At 57.7% G+C, this 18,160-nt stretch carries 15 protein-coding genes; 9 read left to right on the plus strand and 6 right to left on the minus strand.

What is annotated here, in order from left to right:
- Positions 1-269: 269 nt before the first annotated feature.
- Genes I6N98_RS07120 through I6N98_RS07130 form a run of 3 tightly spaced genes read right to left on the minus strand, consistent with a single transcriptional unit; the run spans position 270 to position 3,068 of the window.
- Positions 270-1,634 (minus strand): NAD(P)(+) transhydrogenase (Re/Si-specific) subunit beta, encoded by a 1,365-nt coding sequence (locus tag I6N98_RS07120; protein ID WP_198571095.1) that lies wholly within the window; start codon positions 1,632-1,634, stop codon positions 270-272.
- Complete coding sequence (locus I6N98_RS07125; RefSeq protein WP_198571096.1) at positions 1,634-1,924, minus strand: NAD(P) transhydrogenase subunit alpha part 2; 291 nt, start codon at positions 1,922-1,924, stop codon at positions 1,634-1,636. Before I6N98_RS07125 ends, I6N98_RS07120 begins: the two co-directional genes overlap by 1 nt.
- A gap of 10 nt (positions 1,925-1,934) precedes the next feature.
- Positions 1,935-3,068, minus strand: a complete 1,134-nt coding sequence (locus I6N98_RS07130; RefSeq protein ID WP_198571097.1) for a Re/Si-specific NAD(P)(+) transhydrogenase subunit alpha — start codon at positions 3,066-3,068, stop codon at positions 1,935-1,937.
- 455 nt (positions 3,069-3,523) lie between these two features.
- On the opposite strand from I6N98_RS07130, the gene I6N98_RS07135 reads away from it, so the two are divergent.
- Positions 3,524-5,902, plus strand: a complete 2,379-nt coding sequence (locus tag I6N98_RS07135; protein ID WP_198571098.1) for a CHASE domain-containing protein — start codon at positions 3,524-3,526, stop codon at positions 5,900-5,902.
- Here I6N98_RS07135 and I6N98_RS07140 read toward each other — a convergent pair.
- On the minus strand, positions 5,880-6,497 hold the full coding sequence (locus I6N98_RS07140; RefSeq protein WP_198571099.1) for a TetR family transcriptional regulator: 618 nt from the start codon (positions 6,495-6,497) through the stop codon (positions 5,880-5,882). The genes I6N98_RS07135 and I6N98_RS07140 overlap by 23 nt on opposite strands.
- A 163-nt stretch (positions 6,498-6,660) precedes the next feature.
- Here I6N98_RS07140 and I6N98_RS07145 point away from each other — a divergent pair, with 163 nt between their 5' ends.
- Positions 6,661-7,878, plus strand: a complete 1,218-nt coding sequence (locus I6N98_RS07145; protein ID WP_198571100.1) for an efflux RND transporter periplasmic adaptor subunit — start codon at positions 6,661-6,663, stop codon at positions 7,876-7,878.
- On the plus strand, positions 7,875-10,991 hold the full coding sequence (locus I6N98_RS07150) for an efflux RND transporter permease subunit (protein WP_198571101.1): 3,117 nt from the start codon (positions 7,875-7,877) through the stop codon (positions 10,989-10,991). Before I6N98_RS07145 ends, I6N98_RS07150 begins: the two co-directional genes overlap by 4 nt.
- Here the strand turns inward: I6N98_RS07150 and I6N98_RS07155 are convergent.
- The gene (locus I6N98_RS07155) at positions 10,988-11,815 is read right to left on the minus strand and encodes a CvfB family protein (RefSeq protein WP_198571102.1); all 828 of its coding nucleotides are present in this window, start codon (positions 11,813-11,815) and stop codon (positions 10,988-10,990) included. The genes I6N98_RS07150 and I6N98_RS07155 overlap by 4 nt on opposite strands.
- Before the next feature lie 44 nt (positions 11,816-11,859).
- On the minus strand, positions 11,860-12,888 hold the full coding sequence (locus tag I6N98_RS07160) for a GlxA family transcriptional regulator (protein WP_198571103.1): 1,029 nt from the start codon (positions 12,886-12,888) through the stop codon (positions 11,860-11,862).
- 103 nt (positions 12,889-12,991) lie between these two features.
- Between I6N98_RS07160 and I6N98_RS07165 the strand changes: the two genes are divergently transcribed.
- The 6 genes from I6N98_RS07165 (at position 12,992) to I6N98_RS07190 (ending at position 18,119) form a co-directional block, all read left to right on the plus strand.
- The gene (locus tag I6N98_RS07165; RefSeq protein WP_198571104.1) at positions 12,992-14,863 is read left to right on the plus strand and encodes a beta-ketoacyl synthase; all 1,872 of its coding nucleotides are present in this window, start codon (positions 12,992-12,994) and stop codon (positions 14,861-14,863) included.
- Positions 14,864-15,013: 150 nt separating this feature from the next.
- On the plus strand, positions 15,014-15,454 hold the full coding sequence (locus I6N98_RS07170; protein WP_198571105.1) for a PilZ domain-containing protein: 441 nt from the start codon (positions 15,014-15,016) through the stop codon (positions 15,452-15,454).
- Between the two features lie 133 nt (positions 15,455-15,587).
- Positions 15,588-16,082, plus strand: a complete 495-nt coding sequence (locus I6N98_RS07175) for an SRPBCC family protein (RefSeq protein WP_198571106.1) — start codon at positions 15,588-15,590, stop codon at positions 16,080-16,082.
- Positions 16,082-16,645 (plus strand): nitroreductase family protein, encoded by a 564-nt coding sequence (locus tag I6N98_RS07180; RefSeq protein WP_198571107.1) that lies wholly within the window; start codon positions 16,082-16,084, stop codon positions 16,643-16,645. Before I6N98_RS07175 ends, I6N98_RS07180 begins: the two co-directional genes overlap by 1 nt.
- Positions 16,646-16,647: 2 nt before the next feature.
- Positions 16,648-17,481, plus strand: coding sequence for a crotonase/enoyl-CoA hydratase family protein (locus I6N98_RS07185; RefSeq protein WP_198571108.1), 834 nt, complete (start codon positions 16,648-16,650; stop codon positions 17,479-17,481).
- 56 nt (positions 17,482-17,537) lie between these two features.
- Positions 17,538-18,119 carry a lysophospholipid acyltransferase family protein gene (locus I6N98_RS07190; protein ID WP_198571109.1) on the plus strand — a complete coding sequence of 194 codons (582 nt, stop codon included), beginning with the start codon at positions 17,538-17,540 and terminating at the stop codon, positions 18,117-18,119.
- Positions 18,120-18,160: the final 41 nt, after the last annotated feature.

The following is an 18,160-nucleotide window of genomic DNA, read 5'->3' on the forward strand; positions in this document are numbered from 1 at the left end:
ATATCGGTGGACAGATACAGCGTTGTCCACCCTACACTCCACGCCATCGTTTGTGATCACAGCCCGGTAGGACGGACATCGCCTTTTATGTCCGTCGCAATATCGGTGGACAGATACAGCGTTGTCCACCCTACACTCCACGCCATCATTTGTGATCACAGGCGCGTAGGATGGACATCGATTTCTATGTCCGTCAACGTCTCTCCCACAAATAAAAACGGGCACCGAAGTGCCCGTTTCTAATCGCTATGTCAGCAACACCGGTCTTCTTAATCGAAGGCCTTAATGATGCTGTTAAGCATTTCCTTGGCGTCGCCGAACAACATGCGGGTGTTCTCTTTAAAGAACAGCGGGTTGTCGATGCCGGCAAAGCCGGAGGCCATGGAGCGCTTCATCACAAACACATTGCGGGCCATATCGACGTTGATGACCGGCATGCCGTAGATCGGGCTGCCTTCCATCTCCCGGGCCGCGGGGTTGACCACGTCGTTGGCACCGATGACGATCGCGACGTCGAAGGTGCTCATCCGCGGGTTGACCGCATCCATCTCCAACAGCAGGTCGTAGGACACGTCCGCTTCCGCCAGCAGCACGTTCATGTGGCCGGGCATCCGACCCGCCACCGGGTGGATGGCGTAGACCACTTCGGCGCCGTTCTTCTCGAGGATTTCCTGCAGCTCTTTCACCGCGTGCTGGGCCTGGGCCACCGCCATACCGTAGCCGGGCACCACCACCACACTGGTGGCCGCTTCCAGAACGTAGTAGGCGTCGTCTGCCGACATTGCCTTGGCCTCGCCCTCGATCTTGGCGGCACCGCCACTGGACACGGCACTGAAGCCGCTGAACAGCACGTTGCTCAGAGAGCGGTTCATCGCCTTACACATGATCTGGGTGAGGATGATACCGCTGGCGCCAACCAGGGCACCGGCCACGATCAGAATGATGTTGTTGATGGCAAAACCCGCCGCACAGGCCGCCAGGCCCGAGTAGCTGTTCAGCAGTGAGATTACCACCGGCATATCGGCACCGCCGATGGGGATCACCAGCATGATGCCCAACAGTGCCGACAGTGCGATCACGATGTACAGGTAGAGGCTGACCTCTGGGTTGAGGCCAAACAGCACCGCAAACACCACAATGCCAATGATCAGCGCGATGTTAAAAATGCGCTGACCGCCAAATACCAGGGGGCGACCGGGGATTTTCTCGCTGAGTTTGCCGTAGGCCACCAGTGAGCCGGTAAAGGTGACGCCACCGATCAGGATCGACAGCACAATGGTCACCAGCGAGAAGGCGCCAATGCCGGGGCCGTACAGGGCAGCCCAGCCCACCAGCAAACTGGCGATACCGCCAAAGCCGTTGAACAGTGCGACCATCTCCGGCATGGATGTCATCGCCACGCTGCGGGCCACCACGGCGCCAACGATGCCGCCGAGGATAAAGCCTACGGCGATCCACTTGTAGTCGATAATGCTGTGGTGGAGCAGGGTAATCACCACGGCGATCAGCATACCGATCGCCGACACCAGGTTACCCTTGCGGGCGGTGGCCGGCGAGCCCAGCATCTTTAAACCAAAAATAAACAGTACGGCCGCTGCCACATAGGACAGATTGACCAACAGATCCATATTCATTATTTAGACGCTCCCTCTTTCTTCTTGAACATCGCCAACATGCGGTCGGTCACCATGTAACCGCCGATCACGTTGATGGTGGCCATGGCCACGGCGAGGGTACCCAGCACAGTGGCCAGGACGGTGTGCTCGGCGCCCGCCGAGGTGAGCGCGCCCACCAGGGTGATGCCCGAGATCGCGTTGGAGCCCGACATCAGCGGCGTGTGCAGCGTAGCGGGGACTTTGTTAATCAGCTCGAAGCCGAGAAATATCGATAGCACCAGGATGAATGCCAAAAAGACAATGTCCATCTCAGCCTCCTTATTTGATCAAGTTTTTGATGGTGTCGTTCACAATCTCGCCACCGTGGGTGATGATGCAGCCCTGGAGGATGTCGTTGTCGAAGTCGACTTTGAACGCTTTGCCTTCCTGATCCCAGCCTTCATCGACCAGGTTAAACAGGTTGGAGGAGTACATCTGGCTGGCATCCCGGCTGACGTAGTTGGGCCAGTTGCCGGTGCCGATAATGGTGACGCCATCGACGTCGACAGTTTCACCGGCGACGGTGCCTTCGACGTTACCGCCACTCTCGGCGGCCATATCGACAATGACGCTGCCGGGTTTCATGGCGGCGACCATATCTTTGGTAACCACCACCGGCGCCTTGCGGCCAAAGACCTGGGCAGTGGTGATCACAATGTCGGACTCGGCGATCTGCTTCTTCTGGCCTTCCAACTGCAGCTGGCGCTGCTCCTCGGTCAGTTCCACCGCGTAGCCGTCTTTGGTCTGGCCGGTTTCACCCAGATCGATCTCCAGGAATTTACCGCCCAGTGACTGGACCTGCTCGGCCACCACCGGACGGGTATCAAAGGCGACCACTTTGGCGCCGAGGCGCTTGGCGGTGGCGATGGCCTGAAGACCGGCGACACCGGCACCGATGACAAACACGGTGGCGGGTTTCAGGGTCCCGGCCGGCGTCATCATCATTGGCAAAATGCGGGGCAGCTTGGTGGCCGCCAGCAGTACCATTACGTAGCCGGCCAAACTGGCCTGGGAGCTCAGGGCGTCCATCTTTTGGCTGCGGGTACTGCGGGGGATCATTTCCATGCTGATGGCGGTAATGCCGCGATCCCGGAATGCCTTGATCAAGTCGTGTTCGTTGAAGGGGTCCAGGTAGCTGATGTGGATACAGCCCTGTTTGAGTTGCGCGACTTCTCCAACGTCGGGTTTGCGGATGCGCAGCACGATGTCGGCAGCGGAGAGAATCGCGCTGCGATCGGCGATCACTTCGGCACCGGCGTCGGTGTACTCTTGGTCAGCGTAACCGCTGCCGGCCCCCAGGCCCGCTTCGATCTGCACTGTGGCCCCCGCGCGCACCAATTTCTTGGCGTCGGACGGGATTATCGCGACCCGATCCTCCCCCGCCGCGAGTTCTTTTGGAATTCCTATGAGCATGTTGAAAATCCATTGTTGATTTTAGTGTTTTTCGTCCCCTGCCCAAGCGAGCAAAATGGCAGTGCGCTCGCAATAGCCCGGGAACAAACCGCCCATTTTATTACAATCGAGGCCATTTATCGAACCGGGATGTGTCGGGAAATTAGGGCGCAGTGCCGGAAAATGCTATAAAAGTTGCGAATAGGGTCATGTGCGCAATCAATGGTTACCGGCTGGCCTCGCTTTCCGAGGTAAATTGATAAGTTATTGGCGCGTCGAGTTTTTCTAGAAAAGTTGAGGTAACCAATCGTCGCAAGCTGTTTTAGGCAGATTTACCTATGGTGGTTGCTATTGGCTACCGCCTAGACTGCTCGAACTACGTCTTTGACAGGTGTAAATCAGGCGCAAACTGCCCGCTCGGTGTGTATCTTGGTCGGCGACATTGGCTCCAAAACCACTCGGTATTGCCATGAAAAATGAATAAGTCTTATTGGATAGCCTTTGCGTTTCTGAGTATCGGCTATTTTGTAGCTGGGAAGGCCGCCTTGTTGCTGGCAATTCCCCCGGGCTACGCCACCGCCATATGGCCGTCGGCGGGCTTGGCCCTGGCAGTGTTATATGTGCGTGGCGCCAAACTCTGGCCAGCAGTTGTGCTGGGGTCAGCGGCTGTGAATACCGACTTGGCCGCGCTTGCACAAGAGGGCTGGGGCGCCTTGGCAGTGCCGCTGTTGATTGGCCTGGGAGCGGCACTGCAGGCCCTGGTTGGGCGTGAAGCTGTGCTGCGCAGTGTCGGTTCTCCTCTTCGTCTGGACGATGTGAGAAGCGTCCTGATATTTGTGTTTGTCGCCGGCGGTGTGGCGTCAACGATCAGTGCCACAGTGGGTATCGGCGCCCTTGTCGCCACCGGCAAAATGGCCATGGAGAGTGCCCCCTACAATTGGTTTACCTGGTGGGTGGGGGATGGCCTGGGGGTGATGATTTTTGCCACCTTGATCTTTGTCTATGTCGGTGAGCCCAAGGCTTTGTGGTTGAGTCGGCGCCGTGTACTTCCCCCCGCTCTATGTATCACCGCACTGGTGATGGTGGCTATTTACGTCGTTGGCAGCCGCTGGGAGCAGGATCGTCAGCAGGCGGAATTCGATCGCCTAAGTGTTCAAGTTTACCAGCGGATCCAGGATCATTTTGACCGCTATATGGATAGTTTGCGGGCAGTTAAAGGCTTGTTCGAGACCTCGCATTACATCACACGTGAGGAGTTTCGCCATTTCTCCAGCGATATAATCGAGCGCCAAAGTGGCTTTCAGGGACTTGCTTTCAACCGAGTAGTTCACAGCGATCAGCGGCCAGAGTTTGAGCGACAATTGAGCGAGGCTTTGGGGGAAACCCGGGTTATCACCCAGCGTGACAACAACGGCGTATTGGTGGCGGCGTCGCCCCGCCGCGACTATGTGGCCATTGACTACCTTGAGCCCCTGTCGGGAAACCGAGCGGCCTATGGCTACGACATCAGCTCCGCCGCCTCGCCTCGCCGTGCGTTGATCGCTGCAGAGGCCCGCAATGGTCCAGCAGCCACTGATCCTCTGCGCTTAGTCCAAGAGACCGAGAGTCGCTTGGGAGTAGCGGTTTACCTGCCAGTGCGCCGGCGCCTGGAAGGGGATGGGCCGGTGCGGTTAGTGGGGTATGTTGCCGGTGTCTTCAGGCTCCATGACCTGATGATGGCCGTCGTCCCTGAAAACACGCTTCAGGGAATGCAGCTTGAGGTGTGGCAACACAGTGACGGCGAAGATAACGGTTCGACAGGGCAGCGGCTGTTTATCCGGGGCAAGCCAAGCGGTGAAAATGGCGCAGACATACGGCTCAATTTTTCCAACAGCTGGCCAGTTACCTTTGCGGATCGGCATTGGCATTTGGTGGTGGGGGCTAACTCGCGGTTTGAGCTATCGGCACAATCCATCATGCCCTGGGCGGTGCTGGCAACAGGCATGCTGTTTACCGGTTTAGTGGGCATGACCTTGCTGGTGCTGACTGGCCAGTATTTTCGTGCCCGGGAAGTGGGGCGGGAGCTCAATCGCCGAATAATAGAGTTGAAGGAAACCCAAGAGCAGTTAATTGAGTCAGAAAAAATGGCGTCGATGAGTGGCTTGGTGGCGGGCTTTGCCCATGAGCTCAATACGCCATTGGGCGTGGCTCTAACTGCTGAAACAACATTAGCCAGAAGCCTGGAGGACCTTGAAGAGCAAGTCGAGGAAGAGTCAGCTCGGGGGCTTGTCGGCCGCATGCGTGAAGCCAGTCAGATGTCGCTCAGTAATATCCAGCGGGCGGCCAAATTGGTGACAAATTTTAAAGCCATGGCGGTAGATAAGGACGATGCCGAGGTCTCGGAGATCGATTTGTGTGAATACCTCCATAGTTTCTATCAGCATACAGAAACCCGCGCTCAGGATTTGGGTCACCGGGTGAGCCTAAACTGTCCGAATGGCTTAAGGGTGCGTACCGTCGTGCGGGGTTTGACTCAGGTGATTGCCAACTTGTTGGAGAACAGCCTGACCCACGCGTTTTCCGAATACCAGCAGGGACACATCGAGCTAAGCGCCGAAGCCGTGGGGGACGACGTCGTTATTCGCGTCGCCGATGATGGTGTGGGTATTGGCGATGAAGCCTTGGGCAAAGTGTTTGAACCGTTTTATACCACCCGGCGTGGCAAGGGCGGCACCGGGCTGGGGCTACATCTGGTGTATAACATCGTCCATCATCAGCTCGGTGGCCGGGTGCGCGTCATTTCCGGGAGCGCCCGCCGCGGCTGTTGCGTGGAGGTGGTGATACCCCGCGCGGCTAGCGGGGCTCCAGGCCACTGAATAAGCAGTTGAGCGAGAACTTTATATCCGCTGCACCGTTAGGATAGGCCTGGGGGGCAGATAACAGTTGGTGGATGATGCCCATGATATGGGTATGGATATGCACTGCAGTTTGAAAGTCGGGCAGGGCGGGGCAGATAAAACCGCGCCGCTTGCCTATTTCCACCAGCCGTTTTAATCGATCAATATTGCCTTCCCGGTTGCGGATAATTCGCTCCCGCAAAATTTCCGATTCGCCGCACAAAGCATAGCGAATCATCACTCGCGATACCTGTTCGGCAGATTTGCTTTCAGCAATATGTTGTAAGGAGCTGAGAATGGCCTGCTGGATTTTTTCGGCGTCAATGTCGTCGGGGTTATTCTCCAGCAGCCCGTTCATGGCGCTTTCCATCGGCATGATCAACCTCTGGTTTAAGGCGCCCAGCATCTCCTCCTTGTTCTTAAAGTGCCAGTAAATAGCGCCCCGGGTCACACCTGCTGTTTTGGCGATGTCCTCCATTCGAGTTTTGGCGATGCTTTGGGACGCAAAATGCTGTTCTGCAGCATCCAGAATTCGCTCCCGAGTCGCTTCGGCTTCTTCTTTTGAACGGCGCAAGGTGGAGGTCCTCTATCTATGCGGTATTTATCCCGGCTAAGCGCTAATCGGTAACGTTGATTTAATTTTACATACATACACGCATGTATGTAAAATGGTCTCATCATTTCGGATTAGACGCCCCGGCAGGCACGCTTCTGCCAGTACCGAGGGAGACCCATCTATGCGCACCGACACACGATTGCTCCGCAGACTGCCTCGGTTGTCATTAAGCATGCTCGCCATTGTCATGATGCTTGCCGGCTGCGGCGAAAAGTTGCAAACGGTGGCTGAAGAGAGAGCTGTTGCTGTAAAAGCACTAGCATTAAGCGCACATACCCTGCCGATTGATCTGCAGTACCCCGGTCGAGCTGAGGGCTCAAAGGAAGTGGAAGTGCGCGCCCGGGTAGATGGCATATTGCTGCACCGTCGCTACCGGGAAGGCGAAAAAGTCGAAGCGGGGCAGTTGTTATTTGAAATTGATGCCGCGCCCTTTGAGGTTGCATTGGACCGGGCCAAAGCGCATCTGGCGCAAACTCAGGCGGCTTTATCCGCTGCCGAACGGCGCTGGGGCCGAGCCCAGGAGCTGATTAAGCGGGACGCCATCAGTCAGCGCGAGCGGGATGACACCCAGTCTGAACTGGAGATGGCGCAGGCCGACGTTAAGATGGCCAGGGCCGAAGTCAAAGAGGCCGAAATCAACCTCGGTTATACCCAGGTCCTCGCCCCGATTGGCGGCATTACCAGCAGGGAAGAGGTTTCAGAGGGCTCATTGGTGGGGCCGGGGTCGGTACTGGCCAAAATCACTCAGCTCGATCCAATCTGGGTAAACATTTCTATCCCCGACAGTGAGTTGTTGAGCTTCCGCAGTATGCTCAACAGCGGAGATCTGCAGTTTGAAGAGGCCTCGCGCCGGGCCGTGGTGGAAACCGCCAATGGTTATGTTCACCCCCATAGCGGTAAAGTTAACTTCACCGAAAGTGCTGTGGATCGGCAAACCGGCACAGTGCAAATGCGGGCGGCCATTCCCAACCCCGATGGGACATTAATTCCCGGTCAGTTTGTTCGCGTGCATCTTGAGGGGCTGCGCAGTGTCAACGCCCTGGCCATTCCCGAACGAGCGGTAATGCAGAATGCCCAAGGTAGCTATGTTTATCGCGTCGTAGAAGGTCAGCGGGTACAACCCGCCCCGGTCTCCTTAGGCTTAAAAACCACTGCGGGGGTGATCGTTGAGTCGGGATTGGAATCCGGCGATGTCATCGTAGTAGAGGGCTTAGGCAGAGTAAGACCGGGATCATTGGTGGAGATTCAGCAAGCCCAAGATGCGGAGCCGCAGCCTGAGAGAGCGGATAAGCGGAAAGCCAGCGGTCAGGCGTCTTCGGATCAAGGGGCTGGGGAATGAATCTGCGCTTCTTTATCGAACGACCGGTCCTGTCCATTGTTCTGTCGCTATTGATTTTGCTGGCCGGTGCCGCTGCCATGGGGCGGATGCCGGTGTCGCTTTATCCGGAGTTCTTACCACCGGAGATTGTGGTGTCCGCCAACTTTCCCGGCGCCAATGCAGAAACACTGGCCGATACCGTCGCTGCGCCCCTGGAACAGGAGATCAATGGCGTCGACGGTATGCTGTATATGAATACCCAGGCGTCGAGCTCGGGTAGCGTCTCCATTACAGTAACGTTTGCCACCGGCACTGATCCCGATCAAGCCGCGATCAACGTCAGTAACCGGGTTGCCGTGGCTGAGGCGCGACTGCCCGAGGCTGTTACCCGGCTGGGCATTCAGGTGCGCAAACGTTCTACCAGTATTTTGCAGATTTACGCTTTGACCGCCGACCGCCCCGAATACGACGCGATCTACCTCAGCAACTACGCCTTGCTCAATATCGTCGACGAACTGCGTCGCTTGCCGGGTATTGGCGATGCCCGTCTGATGGGAGCGAAGGATTACGCCATGCGCATTTGGCTGCAACCGGACCTGTTGGCGGAGTACGACCTTACCCCCGCCGATATCGCCCAGGCGATTCGGGAGCAAAATGCCAACTTTGCCGCCGGCAGCTTTGCGGCAGAGCCGCTTAGCGAGCCGGAAGCGTTTACCTATTCGGTTACTACTCAGGGCCGTATGAGCGGCACCGAAGAGTTTCGCCGTATCATCCTGCGCAGCGACGCCTCCGGTGCGACCTTGCATCTCGGTGACGTGGCAAGAGTAGAGCTGGGTGCCAAGGACTACGGATTCAGTGGTAGCTTCAATGGCAACGACGCTGTACCAATAGCTGTGTATCTACAGCCTGGCGCCAATGCACTGGAGGCTGCCCAGTCAGTTGAGCAGGTCATAGCGGCGACCCGGGCCAAATTACCCGATGGCGTGAAAGTAGAGCGGGCGTTTGATACCACGGTCTTTGTCGAGCACTCCATCAATGAAGTGATTGCGACCTTCTTTGAAGCACTGCTGCTGGTCGTGTTGGTGATGTTTTTGTTTTTACAAGACGTCCGCGCCACCTTTATCCCATTGCTGGCGATCCCAGTATCCATTGTCGGCACGTTTGCCGGCCTGTATTTATTCGGTTTTTCCGTCAATTTGCTGACTTTATTTGGGCTGGTACTGGCCATCGGTATTGTGGTGGACGACGCGATCATTGTGATTGAAAACGTCGAGCGCATCATGTCGGAGCAGCATGTCGACGCCAAAACCGCTGTGCGCCAAGCCATGGAGGAGGTAGCCGGTCCGCTGATTGCCATTGTGTTGGTGCTTACCGCAGTCTTTCTCCCTGCAGTGTTTATGGAGGGGCTCACCGGGGAAATGTACCGGCAGTTCGCGGTGTCGATATCGGTGTCGGTCATTCTGTCCGGTATTGTGGCGCTGACATTGACACCGGCGCTCTGTGCCATGTTGCTCAAACCCCACGACCCCGCAGGCGGGGGCGCGCGCAAGGGTATTCTGGGTGGCTTTAACCGCGGTTTTGACGCCTTGAGTCACGGCTATATCGTCGCGACCCGCTGGGTGATAGGCCACCGGGTGTTGAGCGTGCTGCTGTTTGCGGGCCTGTGTTTGGCAATTGCCTTGCTACTGCGGGTGGTGCCCAAAGGCCTGGTTCCCGCCGAAGACCAGGGTTATGTGTTCTCGGCGTTTTATACACCACCGGCAGCCTCGCTCTCTCGCACCGAGGCGGTGACCGGCGAGATGTCCAAGCGCATGCTGGAGATGCCCGAGGTATCGTCGGTGATGACCTTTACCGGCTTTGATCTACTGTCGTCCTCCATGAAAACCAACGCCGGGGTATCCTTTACCATGTTGCATCCCTGGGCCAACCGGGAGGGGCCAGCTAGTAGTGCAGAGGCTATGGTTAGGCGTATTCCCCAAACCGGCGGGGACCTGTTGGACGCCTCCATAATCTCCTTTAACCCGCCGCCCATTATCGGGCTGAGTCCCACTGGTGGCTTTGAGACCTACCTGCAAAATCGCAGCGGTGCGGATGTGAGTGCATTGTTTGCCACTACTCAGAAGTTAGTGGCGGCGGCCAATGCGCGTCCAGAGTTGGTCGGTGTGCGGACCACCTTTGATATCAATACGCCCCAATACCGCCTGGACCTGGATCGGGAGAAGGCAATGAGCCTGGGAGTGCCGGTGGACGATGTGTTCAGCACCATGCAGGCCACGTTTGGCAGTCTGTACGTCAACGACTTCACACTCTACGGTCGCAGTTTCCAGGTTAATCTCCAATCCGAGGAAGACTACCGGCGCAGCCCGGCCGATCTCAATCAGGTATTTGTTAGGGCCAATAGTGGTGATCTGGTATCGCTACGCAGCTTGGTTCGCGTGCAGCGGGTGGTGGGGCCGGACGTGATCGCCCGTTTCAACGGCTTTCCGTCGGCCAAAATTCTCGGCAATCCGGCGCCGGGCTATAGCTCGGGGGATGCCATCGCCGCCATGCAGGACATTGCCGCCGGGCAACTAGGTGATGACTACAGCCTGGGTTGGGTAGGTAGTGCCTATCAGGAGCTGCAGTCCAGCGGCACTGGTACACAGGCCTTTGTGTTGGCCCTGGTTATCGTGTTTCTGATTCTCGCGGCTCAGTATGAGCGCTGGACTATGCCCCTGGCAGTGCTGCTGGTGGTGCCCTTTGCGTTGCTGGGCGCGGTGCTGGCGATCTGGTTGCGGGGAATCGAAAACGGTATCTACTTCCAAATCGGCTTGCTCTGTTTGATTGGTCTGGCCAGCAAAAACGCGATTTTGATTGTTGAGTTCGCGATGCAGCAGCGGGACCGGGGCATGGATATCGTCAATGCTGCCCTGACCGCGTTGCGTTTGCGTTTTCGCCCCATTGTCATGACCTCTATGGCTTTCACCTTGGGATGTTTGCCTTTGGCAATGGCAAGCGGTGCCGGGGCCAGTGCTCGCATCGCACTGGGCACTGGCGTGATTGGCGGCATGGTGGTGGCGACCTTTGTGGCTACCCTGTTTGTACCCTTGTTCTACGTCTTGGTGGCTAGCGCCACGGAAAAAGTCAAGCGTTAGCCGGGGCGGGGCAGCTCGATGCCCTGGTCGGTAATCACGATACGGCGCTGTTTATACAGTCGGCTTAGTGCGGTTTTAAACGCTTTCTTGCTAACGCCGAAAAGACGTTTGATGGCCTCAGGGGGGCTTTTGTCCCCAAGGGCGAGAAAGCCATCATTGGCCTCCAGTTTCAACAGGATAAGTTCGGCAATATCGTCGACCTGCTGATGGCGAGGTGCGTCCAGGGTCACATCCAATCGCTGGTCGGGGCGGCGATATTTCACCCAGCCTTCCAGGCGCTGCCCAAATTGCAGTGGTCCTTCCAACTCGCTGTGATAGAGCAGCCCCCAATAACGGTGATTAACAACGCACTTGTAGCCCAGCTCGGTGCGTTTGGCGACCAGCAGTTGCACCGGTTGGCCGGGCCTCAGGGCAGGCACGCGCTCTTCCAGGTGTCGGTCCAGGCGCATACTGGCCACGATACGCTGCTGTTGGTCCAGGTAGAGTTTGACGATGACCGGTTTCCCGGCTGACACCCGGCCCAACTGCTCGCCGTGAGGTAACAGCAGTTGTTTGTCCAAGCCCCAGTCCAGAAAAGCGCCAGTGTCGTTGACTTCGCTGACGGTAAGTTCGGCAACGTCGCCGCACTGGGCCAGTGGCGTTTGTTCGCTGGCACCCAGGCTGCCGTCGCCAAAACGGTAGACAAACACGGTTAGCGACTCCCCCACAGCAAGTTCACCGCTGGGTTTGACCAGTAAGGCTTCGTCGCCCTCATCATTACCAAGATACGCACCGGCTGAAGTGAGGCGGGTCACGGTGAGGGTATTGAGTTGTCCGATATTCATAGTGGCGCTGGAACGAAGCCGGTTGGAGGGCGGCACAGTATATATCAATATTGATGTGGGTTTTGGTCGACGGCAAACAGTTTGCGGCGCACTGCTTGGCGATAGGCCGCGGGTGAGTTGCCGAGGCGGCGGCGAAACTGCCGACAGAAATAGCTACTGTCGCTATAGCCGCAATGCTGGCTGATTTCCTCAATGGAGAGATTACTGTTTTGCAGTAATTCCCGGGCTGCATCCAGGCGCAGGTTTTGTACATACTGCTGGGCTGATACGCCTGCGGCCTGTTTGAATCGACGCTGAAAACTGCGCTCACTGATGCCGCAGCGCGTGGCCATCTCTGCCACCGAAACGGTATCGGCGTAGTGTCGGTTCAGCCAGTTTTGCATTAAAGCGATGGCCTCGTCGCCATGCAGATTGCGACGCTCCTCGCTGTAGGCTGTGGTGGCGAAAGGGCGGCGGCTCTCCGGCGAGAACTGCTGGGTGGCATGGCGGGCAAAGCTTGGCCCCCAGTGCCGGTCGATTAGGTGGATCAGCAGATCGGCGGCGGCGTTGACGCTGCCGGTGCAATACAGGGAGGCGGAATGGGTGATCAGGTAGTCCCGTTTCAGATCAACTTGGGGGTAGCGTCGGCTAAAATCGCTAAAGTAATGCCAGTGGGTCGTTGCCGGACGGTGATTCAGTAGTCCGGCTTCGGCGAGAAAGTAGCTGCCGTTACCCACCGCACAGATTTCGCAGCCTTCGTCGGCGAGTTTACGCAACCAGCTTTGCACGACGGATTGCTGAGGGGCACCCCGGTGAGGGTGGCGCCAGCGGCTGGGAATAATCAGCATATCCAGACTGCGGTCGGGGTCGAAGAGAGTACTTGGTAACACACTCAGCGCGGTGGACATGTTCACCGGTCCGGAGTCGAATCCAATTACACTGAATTGGATTGGTTTGGGGCTGGTGGCAGAACGCCGTCTGGCGCGCTGAGAGAGGTGGTTAACCGTGTTCAGCAGTTCCATGGGCAGACTGATGCTGGTGGCGAGGGCGCCATCAAAGATCAAAAAGCCAATGTCAAAATGGGTAGGGGGCATGGCGTGAAAATACCATTAATTGGCGTAATAGTCATGTCGTTGCCGGGGTGACGGCGCGTAGACTCACTTCCATACGTTGAAGGCAATAAATAAGGGGTGAGTTGTGAGTCATTTGCCGGTGGTGGTCGGTTTCGGTGGTATTAACCCAGCGGGGCGGGGGTCGTTTCACCATGCCTACCGACGTCTGGTGCTGGATGCGCTGCCAGAGGCCAAAGCACAGCGCACCCTGCAAAGCCTGGCAGCATTGATGGGTTTGGACCCCAAGCAGCTGGATGCAGCGAGCCGCCAGCACATTGTCGACCACACGCTAATTCGCCGCATTGAGGCCAGCGCCTTTGATATCGACGCAGTGCCCTGGAACCGCAAAATGGCCCTGAGTGGCGAGGGAGGGCAATTGGAATTTGTCACCCGCGCTAAGCATCTACCAGAGGAGCTGCCCCAATCCTGGCAGGTACGAGACCTGGGCGCCGGACAGGTCGCTGTTACCATCACTGAAAGCTGTGACTTCCTGTTGCCCACCACCCGCAAGGCCGAAGTCACCAGTGCCGGCCAGTTGCCCAGCGGCTTTGACCCCGGCGCCCTGTACAACTCCCGCAGCCATCCCAAGGGCCTGCAAATGGCGGTGTTTGCCGCCTCCGACGCGATACGCTCGGTAGGCATAGACTGGTCCGATATCTGCGACGCGGTGCGCCCCGATCAGGTGGGGGTCTTTGCCAGCTCGGCAATGGGCCAACTGGACGATAATGGCAACGGTGGCATGCTGTCGGCACGGGCCAATGGCGGTCGGGTTAGCTCTAAAAACCTGGCCCTGGGGCTGGCAGATATGCCGGCGGATTTTGTCAGCGCCTACCTGCTTGGCAGCGTAGGCACCAGCGGTCCAAGTCTGGGCGCCTGTGCGACCTTTTTCTACAACCTCCGGCAGGCGGTACAGGAAATCCGCAGTGGCAATGTTCGGGTGGCGATTGTCGGCGCTGCCGATGCCGCCGTAGAGCCGCGAATCATGGATGGCTATACCACCATGGGGGCGCTGGCAACCGACGCGGCTTTGACCAAGCTGGACGAGGGGCGGGACAGTCCCGACAACCGCCGCTCCAGTCGCCCTTTCAGCAGTAATTGTGGCTTCACTGTCTCAGAGAGTGCCCAATACGTGGTGCTGTTTGACGATGCCCTGGCAATGGAGTTGGGCGCCGCGATTTACGCCGCCGTGCCCGAGGTCTTTGTCAGTGCCGACGGATTTAAGAAATCGATATCCGGGCCAGGGGTGGGCAACTATCTGACTGTGGCCAAATCGGTGTCTACTGCCGCGGCGATTCTCGGTGAGGACGCGGTTAGGCGGCGTTCTTTTGTCCAGGCTCACGGTACCAGCACACCTCAGAACCGAGTCACCGAGTCTCATATTCTCAATGAGACGGCCAAGCTGTTTGGTATCGAGAAGTGGCCGGTAGCAGCCATTAAGGCCTACCTGGGTCACAGTATCGGCGCCGCTTCGGGGGATCAGTTTGTCTCTACATTGGGCGTGTGGGCCGACAACATCCTGCCCGGCATTGTCACCTCCGATCATATTGCCGAGGATGTCCACGACAGTAATCTGCACTTGCCCCTGCAGCATCTGCCATTAGACGCTGACTCCATGGATGTGGCCTTCCTGAATGCCAAGGGCTTCGGCGGCAACAATGCCTCCTTACCGGTGCTGTCACCGGCGGTGGCTGAGCGACTGTTGCGGGGACGCCACGGCCGCGAGGCCTGGAGTGCCTACCAAGCCAAGCGCGAGCCGGTGCTGGCCCAGGCTCAGGCCTATGACGATCGCGCCTGTGCTGGCGACTTGTCGGTGATCTACCAGTTCGGGGAGGGCGTGTTAGAGCCGGATGACCTCCAGCTCAGTGTGGATGGTATCGGCATCAAGGGCTGGCGGGAGCGGGTTGCTCTGGCCACTGACTCTCCGTACGCAGATTGGTTAAAGAACGCATCTTCCTGACGGTAACTACGAATAGTGACCAAAGCCGCTCATGTGGCCCACTGAACGTGAGTCGCGCACTAGCGGTTTGAGTGCGTCGGCGGATGCCCAACCCCGATAAAATCCAGCGACGTGGGGTGGGTTCTGGCAGCGACACAGCGGGGAATACCAATGCGTCACTTTGTTCGCCACCCCAGTGAAATACCCGTCGACGTTCGCGTCATCAGCGAGCGGGCGTCCCATTCCAGTCAAATTTGTAATGTCAGCAACGGCGGTTTGTGCTGTGATCTCGCTCAGCCCCTGCCGGTCGGTGCGCTGGTGGATTACCGTATTCCCCAGATTGCCGAGGATTACCTCGGTTGCGGCCGGGTCGTGTGGTGTGAGCGGCAGTGCCAAGGCTTTCGTGTGGGTATTCAATTTAGTAATGAGCAGGATGCCTACCGCGCCCGCATGGTGGAGCAGTTGTGTCAGATCGAGTGCTACCGCCGCCGGGTCGCGCAAACCGAAGGTCGCCAATTGAGTGGCGAGCAGGCCGCCGCTGAGTGGATTTCCCGCCACGCTGCGGATTTTGATCGCTGTCATACCCTTAGCGATTTATCTGAGGTGGGTTAGACCCACCCGGTGCCTCCCGCTGTGACTCAGCGTCCGATGTTGGTGTAAAGACAAGTCCCCCAATTCATGTTTGAATAGGCTCCCCTCGGCAATGGTGCCGTGGGTAGCGATTGAATTTAGGGCGCGAATTTTAATGAAACATGAGGCATCGGCCAGGGTCGTTCTGGAAATGCCCCGGCAAGCGGCCTGGGAATTACTGCAGGATTTAAGCCTGTCTCACCACTATGTTCCCGGCCTTACCGGCACCGAAATAACCACCGAGAAGCAGCAGGGTGTAGGAGCCAGTCGCCGGGTTTACCAAAAGTCGGGACGCTTTATCGAAGAGACCGTCAGTGAGTGGGACCCTGGCTACGGCTTTGTGATCCGGCTGCATCGGGGCGAGCAGCGCCCGCCGGCGCCCTTTCAGAGAGCTCAGTTTCGTTATCGCCTGGAAGATGCCGGCCACCAGCAAACGGCGTTGACCACCAGTCTGAATTTCGACATGCGGTGGGGTGGTCTGGGTGACTTCCTCTACCACCGTTTACTGCAACGTCCAATCCGGGGCAATGTCCGGCAGATTGCCAAGCAAATGAAGATTTACTACGAGTCCTGCTACCAGGAACTGACGGGCAGCTCAGAGGTGGTGTGATGAATGCACTTACCTTGCTGCAACAGCGCAGTTCATCGGCACGGCTGATTGAGCCGGCGCCCTCCGAAGCCGAGTTGAACGAAATATTAATCGCGGCGTCTCGGGCTCCGGATCATGCACGGCTGCGGCCCTGGCGCTTTCGGCTCGTTCAGGGCGAGGCCCGGGAGCACCTGGGACAAGTCTTTGCCGATGCGGCTGCTGTCCGCAATCCCGATTGCAGTGATAGCGACCTGCAACGCTTCAAAGCCCAGCCACTGCGGGCGCCGTTGATATTGGTGGTGTCAGCGGTGGTGGTGGAACACCCCAAGGTTCCGCCAATAGAACAACAGTTGGCGGCAGGGTGCGCCGCCTATGGAGCACTGTTGGCCACCGAGGCCCTGGGTTATGCCGGCATTTGGCGAACCGGTGCCCACGCCTTTGATCGCACGGTGATGCGGGGCCTGGGCATGGCCGACAACGAAGAGATTGTCGGCTTCCTCTACATTGGTAGTCGGGACGGGGGGAGAAAGACACTCCCCGAACCGGTGCTTTCAGAATTTGTACAAACCTGGACAGGAAACTAGCGATGCAAACCGTCACTCCACCCACCTATCAAACCTTAGCTGTGCGTATGGAGCACCACGTTGCCTGGGTGGCATTAAACCGGCCCGAAAAAGCCAATGCCATGAACATGCCGATGTGGGATGAACTCCAGCAGTGCTTTGAGTGGCTGGATGACGAAGCTTGCGTCCGCGCTGTGGTGATTTGTGGTGAGGGCAAGAACTTCTGCGCGGGCATTGATCTGGGCATGTTGCAGGAGCTTACTGCCGAAAAGAACACCATTCCCGAGGCGGCCCGTCAGGCGGAATGGTTTCGGCGCCGTATTATGCGCTTGCAGGATAATCTGACGGCGATTGAGCGCTGCCGCAAGCCAGTGCTGGCCGCGATTCAAGGTAACTGCGTTGGTGGAGCCGTGGATTTGATCAGTGCTTGTGACATGCGCTATTGCTGTGATGGTGCGGTGTTTTCCATCAAAGAATCAGATCTCGGTATTGTCGCCGATGTCGGTACCCTGCAGCGTCTGCCCAAATTGATTTCGCCTGGTGTGGTTCGCGAGCTGGCCTATACCGCCCGCAAATTTGACGCCAGCGAAGCGGAGCGCATTGGCTTGGTCAATCGCTGTTATGCCAGCTATGAGACCATGATTGATGAGGTGTCGGCACTGGCCCAGAATATCGCCCGCAAATCCCCGCTGGTGATTCGCGGTACCAAGGAGATGCTCAACTACAGCCGGGATCACAGCGTGGAAGACAGTTTGCGCTATGTCGCCACCTGGAATGGCGGGACCCTCAGTCAGGACGATGTGCTCAAGGCGATCACTGCAGCGGGCAGTGGTGAGAGTCCCGACTACCACGACTAATGTCCAACAGGCAGATCGCAAAATAATCGATAACAATTGGGTCGGTGTCGACATCCATGCAAGAGCAAACAATATTTAGAACGCCAGGGGTGCGCCACGGCTTCAGGTGGCTGTTTATGCTGACCTGCCGGCTGATTGGCTGGAAGGTCGTGGGCAAGGCGCCCGCCGAGAAAAAATGCATACTGATTGCCGCGCCCCACACCAGTAACTGGGACTTTCCCACCATGATGGTGGCGGCTTTTGTGCTGGGTTTGGATATCCACTGGATGGGCAAGCATACCCTGTTCCCCAAGGGCCCACTGGGCGCCATTATGCGCTGGTTTGGTGGCATTCCTGTAGACCGCCGGGCCAAGCACAACACGGTGGAGCAGATGGTAGAGCATTTTCGGCAGCGCGATGCGCTGCTGGTGTTAATCACTCCCGAGGGAACTCGCAGCAAGGTGGAGCGTTGGAAAGAGGGCTTCTACCATATCGCCCGCGGCGCTGAGGTGCCTATTTACCTTGGTTTCGTGGATGCCTCCAAAAAGGAAACCGGGCTGGGGCCCGCCTTTTACCCCAGCGGTGATGTCGAGCGGGATATTGCCGAAATCCGCCGCTTTTACGAGGGCAAAACCGGTTTTCGAGAACATCGCGTATAGGTCGGTGCGGGTCGCTGGCCGCTCGGCCTAATCCGAGTGGC

The organism is Spongiibacter nanhainus (genome assembly GCF_016132545.1).
Taxonomy (GTDB): Bacteria; Pseudomonadota; Gammaproteobacteria; order Pseudomonadales; family Spongiibacteraceae; genus Spongiibacter; species Spongiibacter nanhainus.

Bases quoted from the DNA above. Each gene is read 5' to 3' on its own strand.
- I6N98_RS07120 (WP_198571095.1), bottom strand. From the start codon at position 1,634: ATGAATATGGATCTGTTGGTCAATCTGTCCTATGTGGCAGCGGCCGTA.
- I6N98_RS07125 (WP_198571096.1), bottom strand. From the start codon at position 1,924: ATGGACATTGTCTTTTTGGCATTCATCCTGGTGCTATCGATATTTCTC.
- I6N98_RS07130 (WP_198571097.1), bottom strand. From the start codon at position 3,068: ATGCTCATAGGAATTCCAAAAGAACTCGCGGCGGGGGAGGATCGGGTC.
- I6N98_RS07135 (WP_198571098.1), top strand. From the start codon at position 3,524: ATGAATAAGTCTTATTGGATAGCCTTTGCGTTTCTGAGTATCGGCTAT.
- I6N98_RS07145 (WP_198571100.1), top strand. From the start codon at position 6,661: ATGCGCACCGACACACGATTGCTCCGCAGACTGCCTCGGTTGTCATTA.
- I6N98_RS07150 (WP_198571101.1), top strand. From the start codon at position 7,875: ATGAATCTGCGCTTCTTTATCGAACGACCGGTCCTGTCCATTGTTCTG.
- I6N98_RS07155 (WP_198571102.1), bottom strand. From the start codon at position 11,815: ATGAATATCGGACAACTCAATACCCTCACCGTGACCCGCCTCACTTCA.
- I6N98_RS07160 (WP_198571103.1), bottom strand. From the start codon at position 12,888: ATGCCCCCTACCCATTTTGACATTGGCTTTTTGATCTTTGATGGCGCC.
- I6N98_RS07170 (WP_198571105.1), top strand. From the start codon at position 15,014: ATGCGTCACTTTGTTCGCCACCCCAGTGAAATACCCGTCGACGTTCGC.
- I6N98_RS07175 (WP_198571106.1), top strand. From the start codon at position 15,588: ATGAAACATGAGGCATCGGCCAGGGTCGTTCTGGAAATGCCCCGGCAA.
- I6N98_RS07180 (WP_198571107.1), top strand. From the start codon at position 16,082: ATGAATGCACTTACCTTGCTGCAACAGCGCAGTTCATCGGCACGGCTG.
- I6N98_RS07185 (WP_198571108.1), top strand. From the start codon at position 16,648: ATGCAAACCGTCACTCCACCCACCTATCAAACCTTAGCTGTGCGTATG.
- I6N98_RS07190 (WP_198571109.1), top strand. From the start codon at position 17,538: ATGCAAGAGCAAACAATATTTAGAACGCCAGGGGTGCGCCACGGCTTC.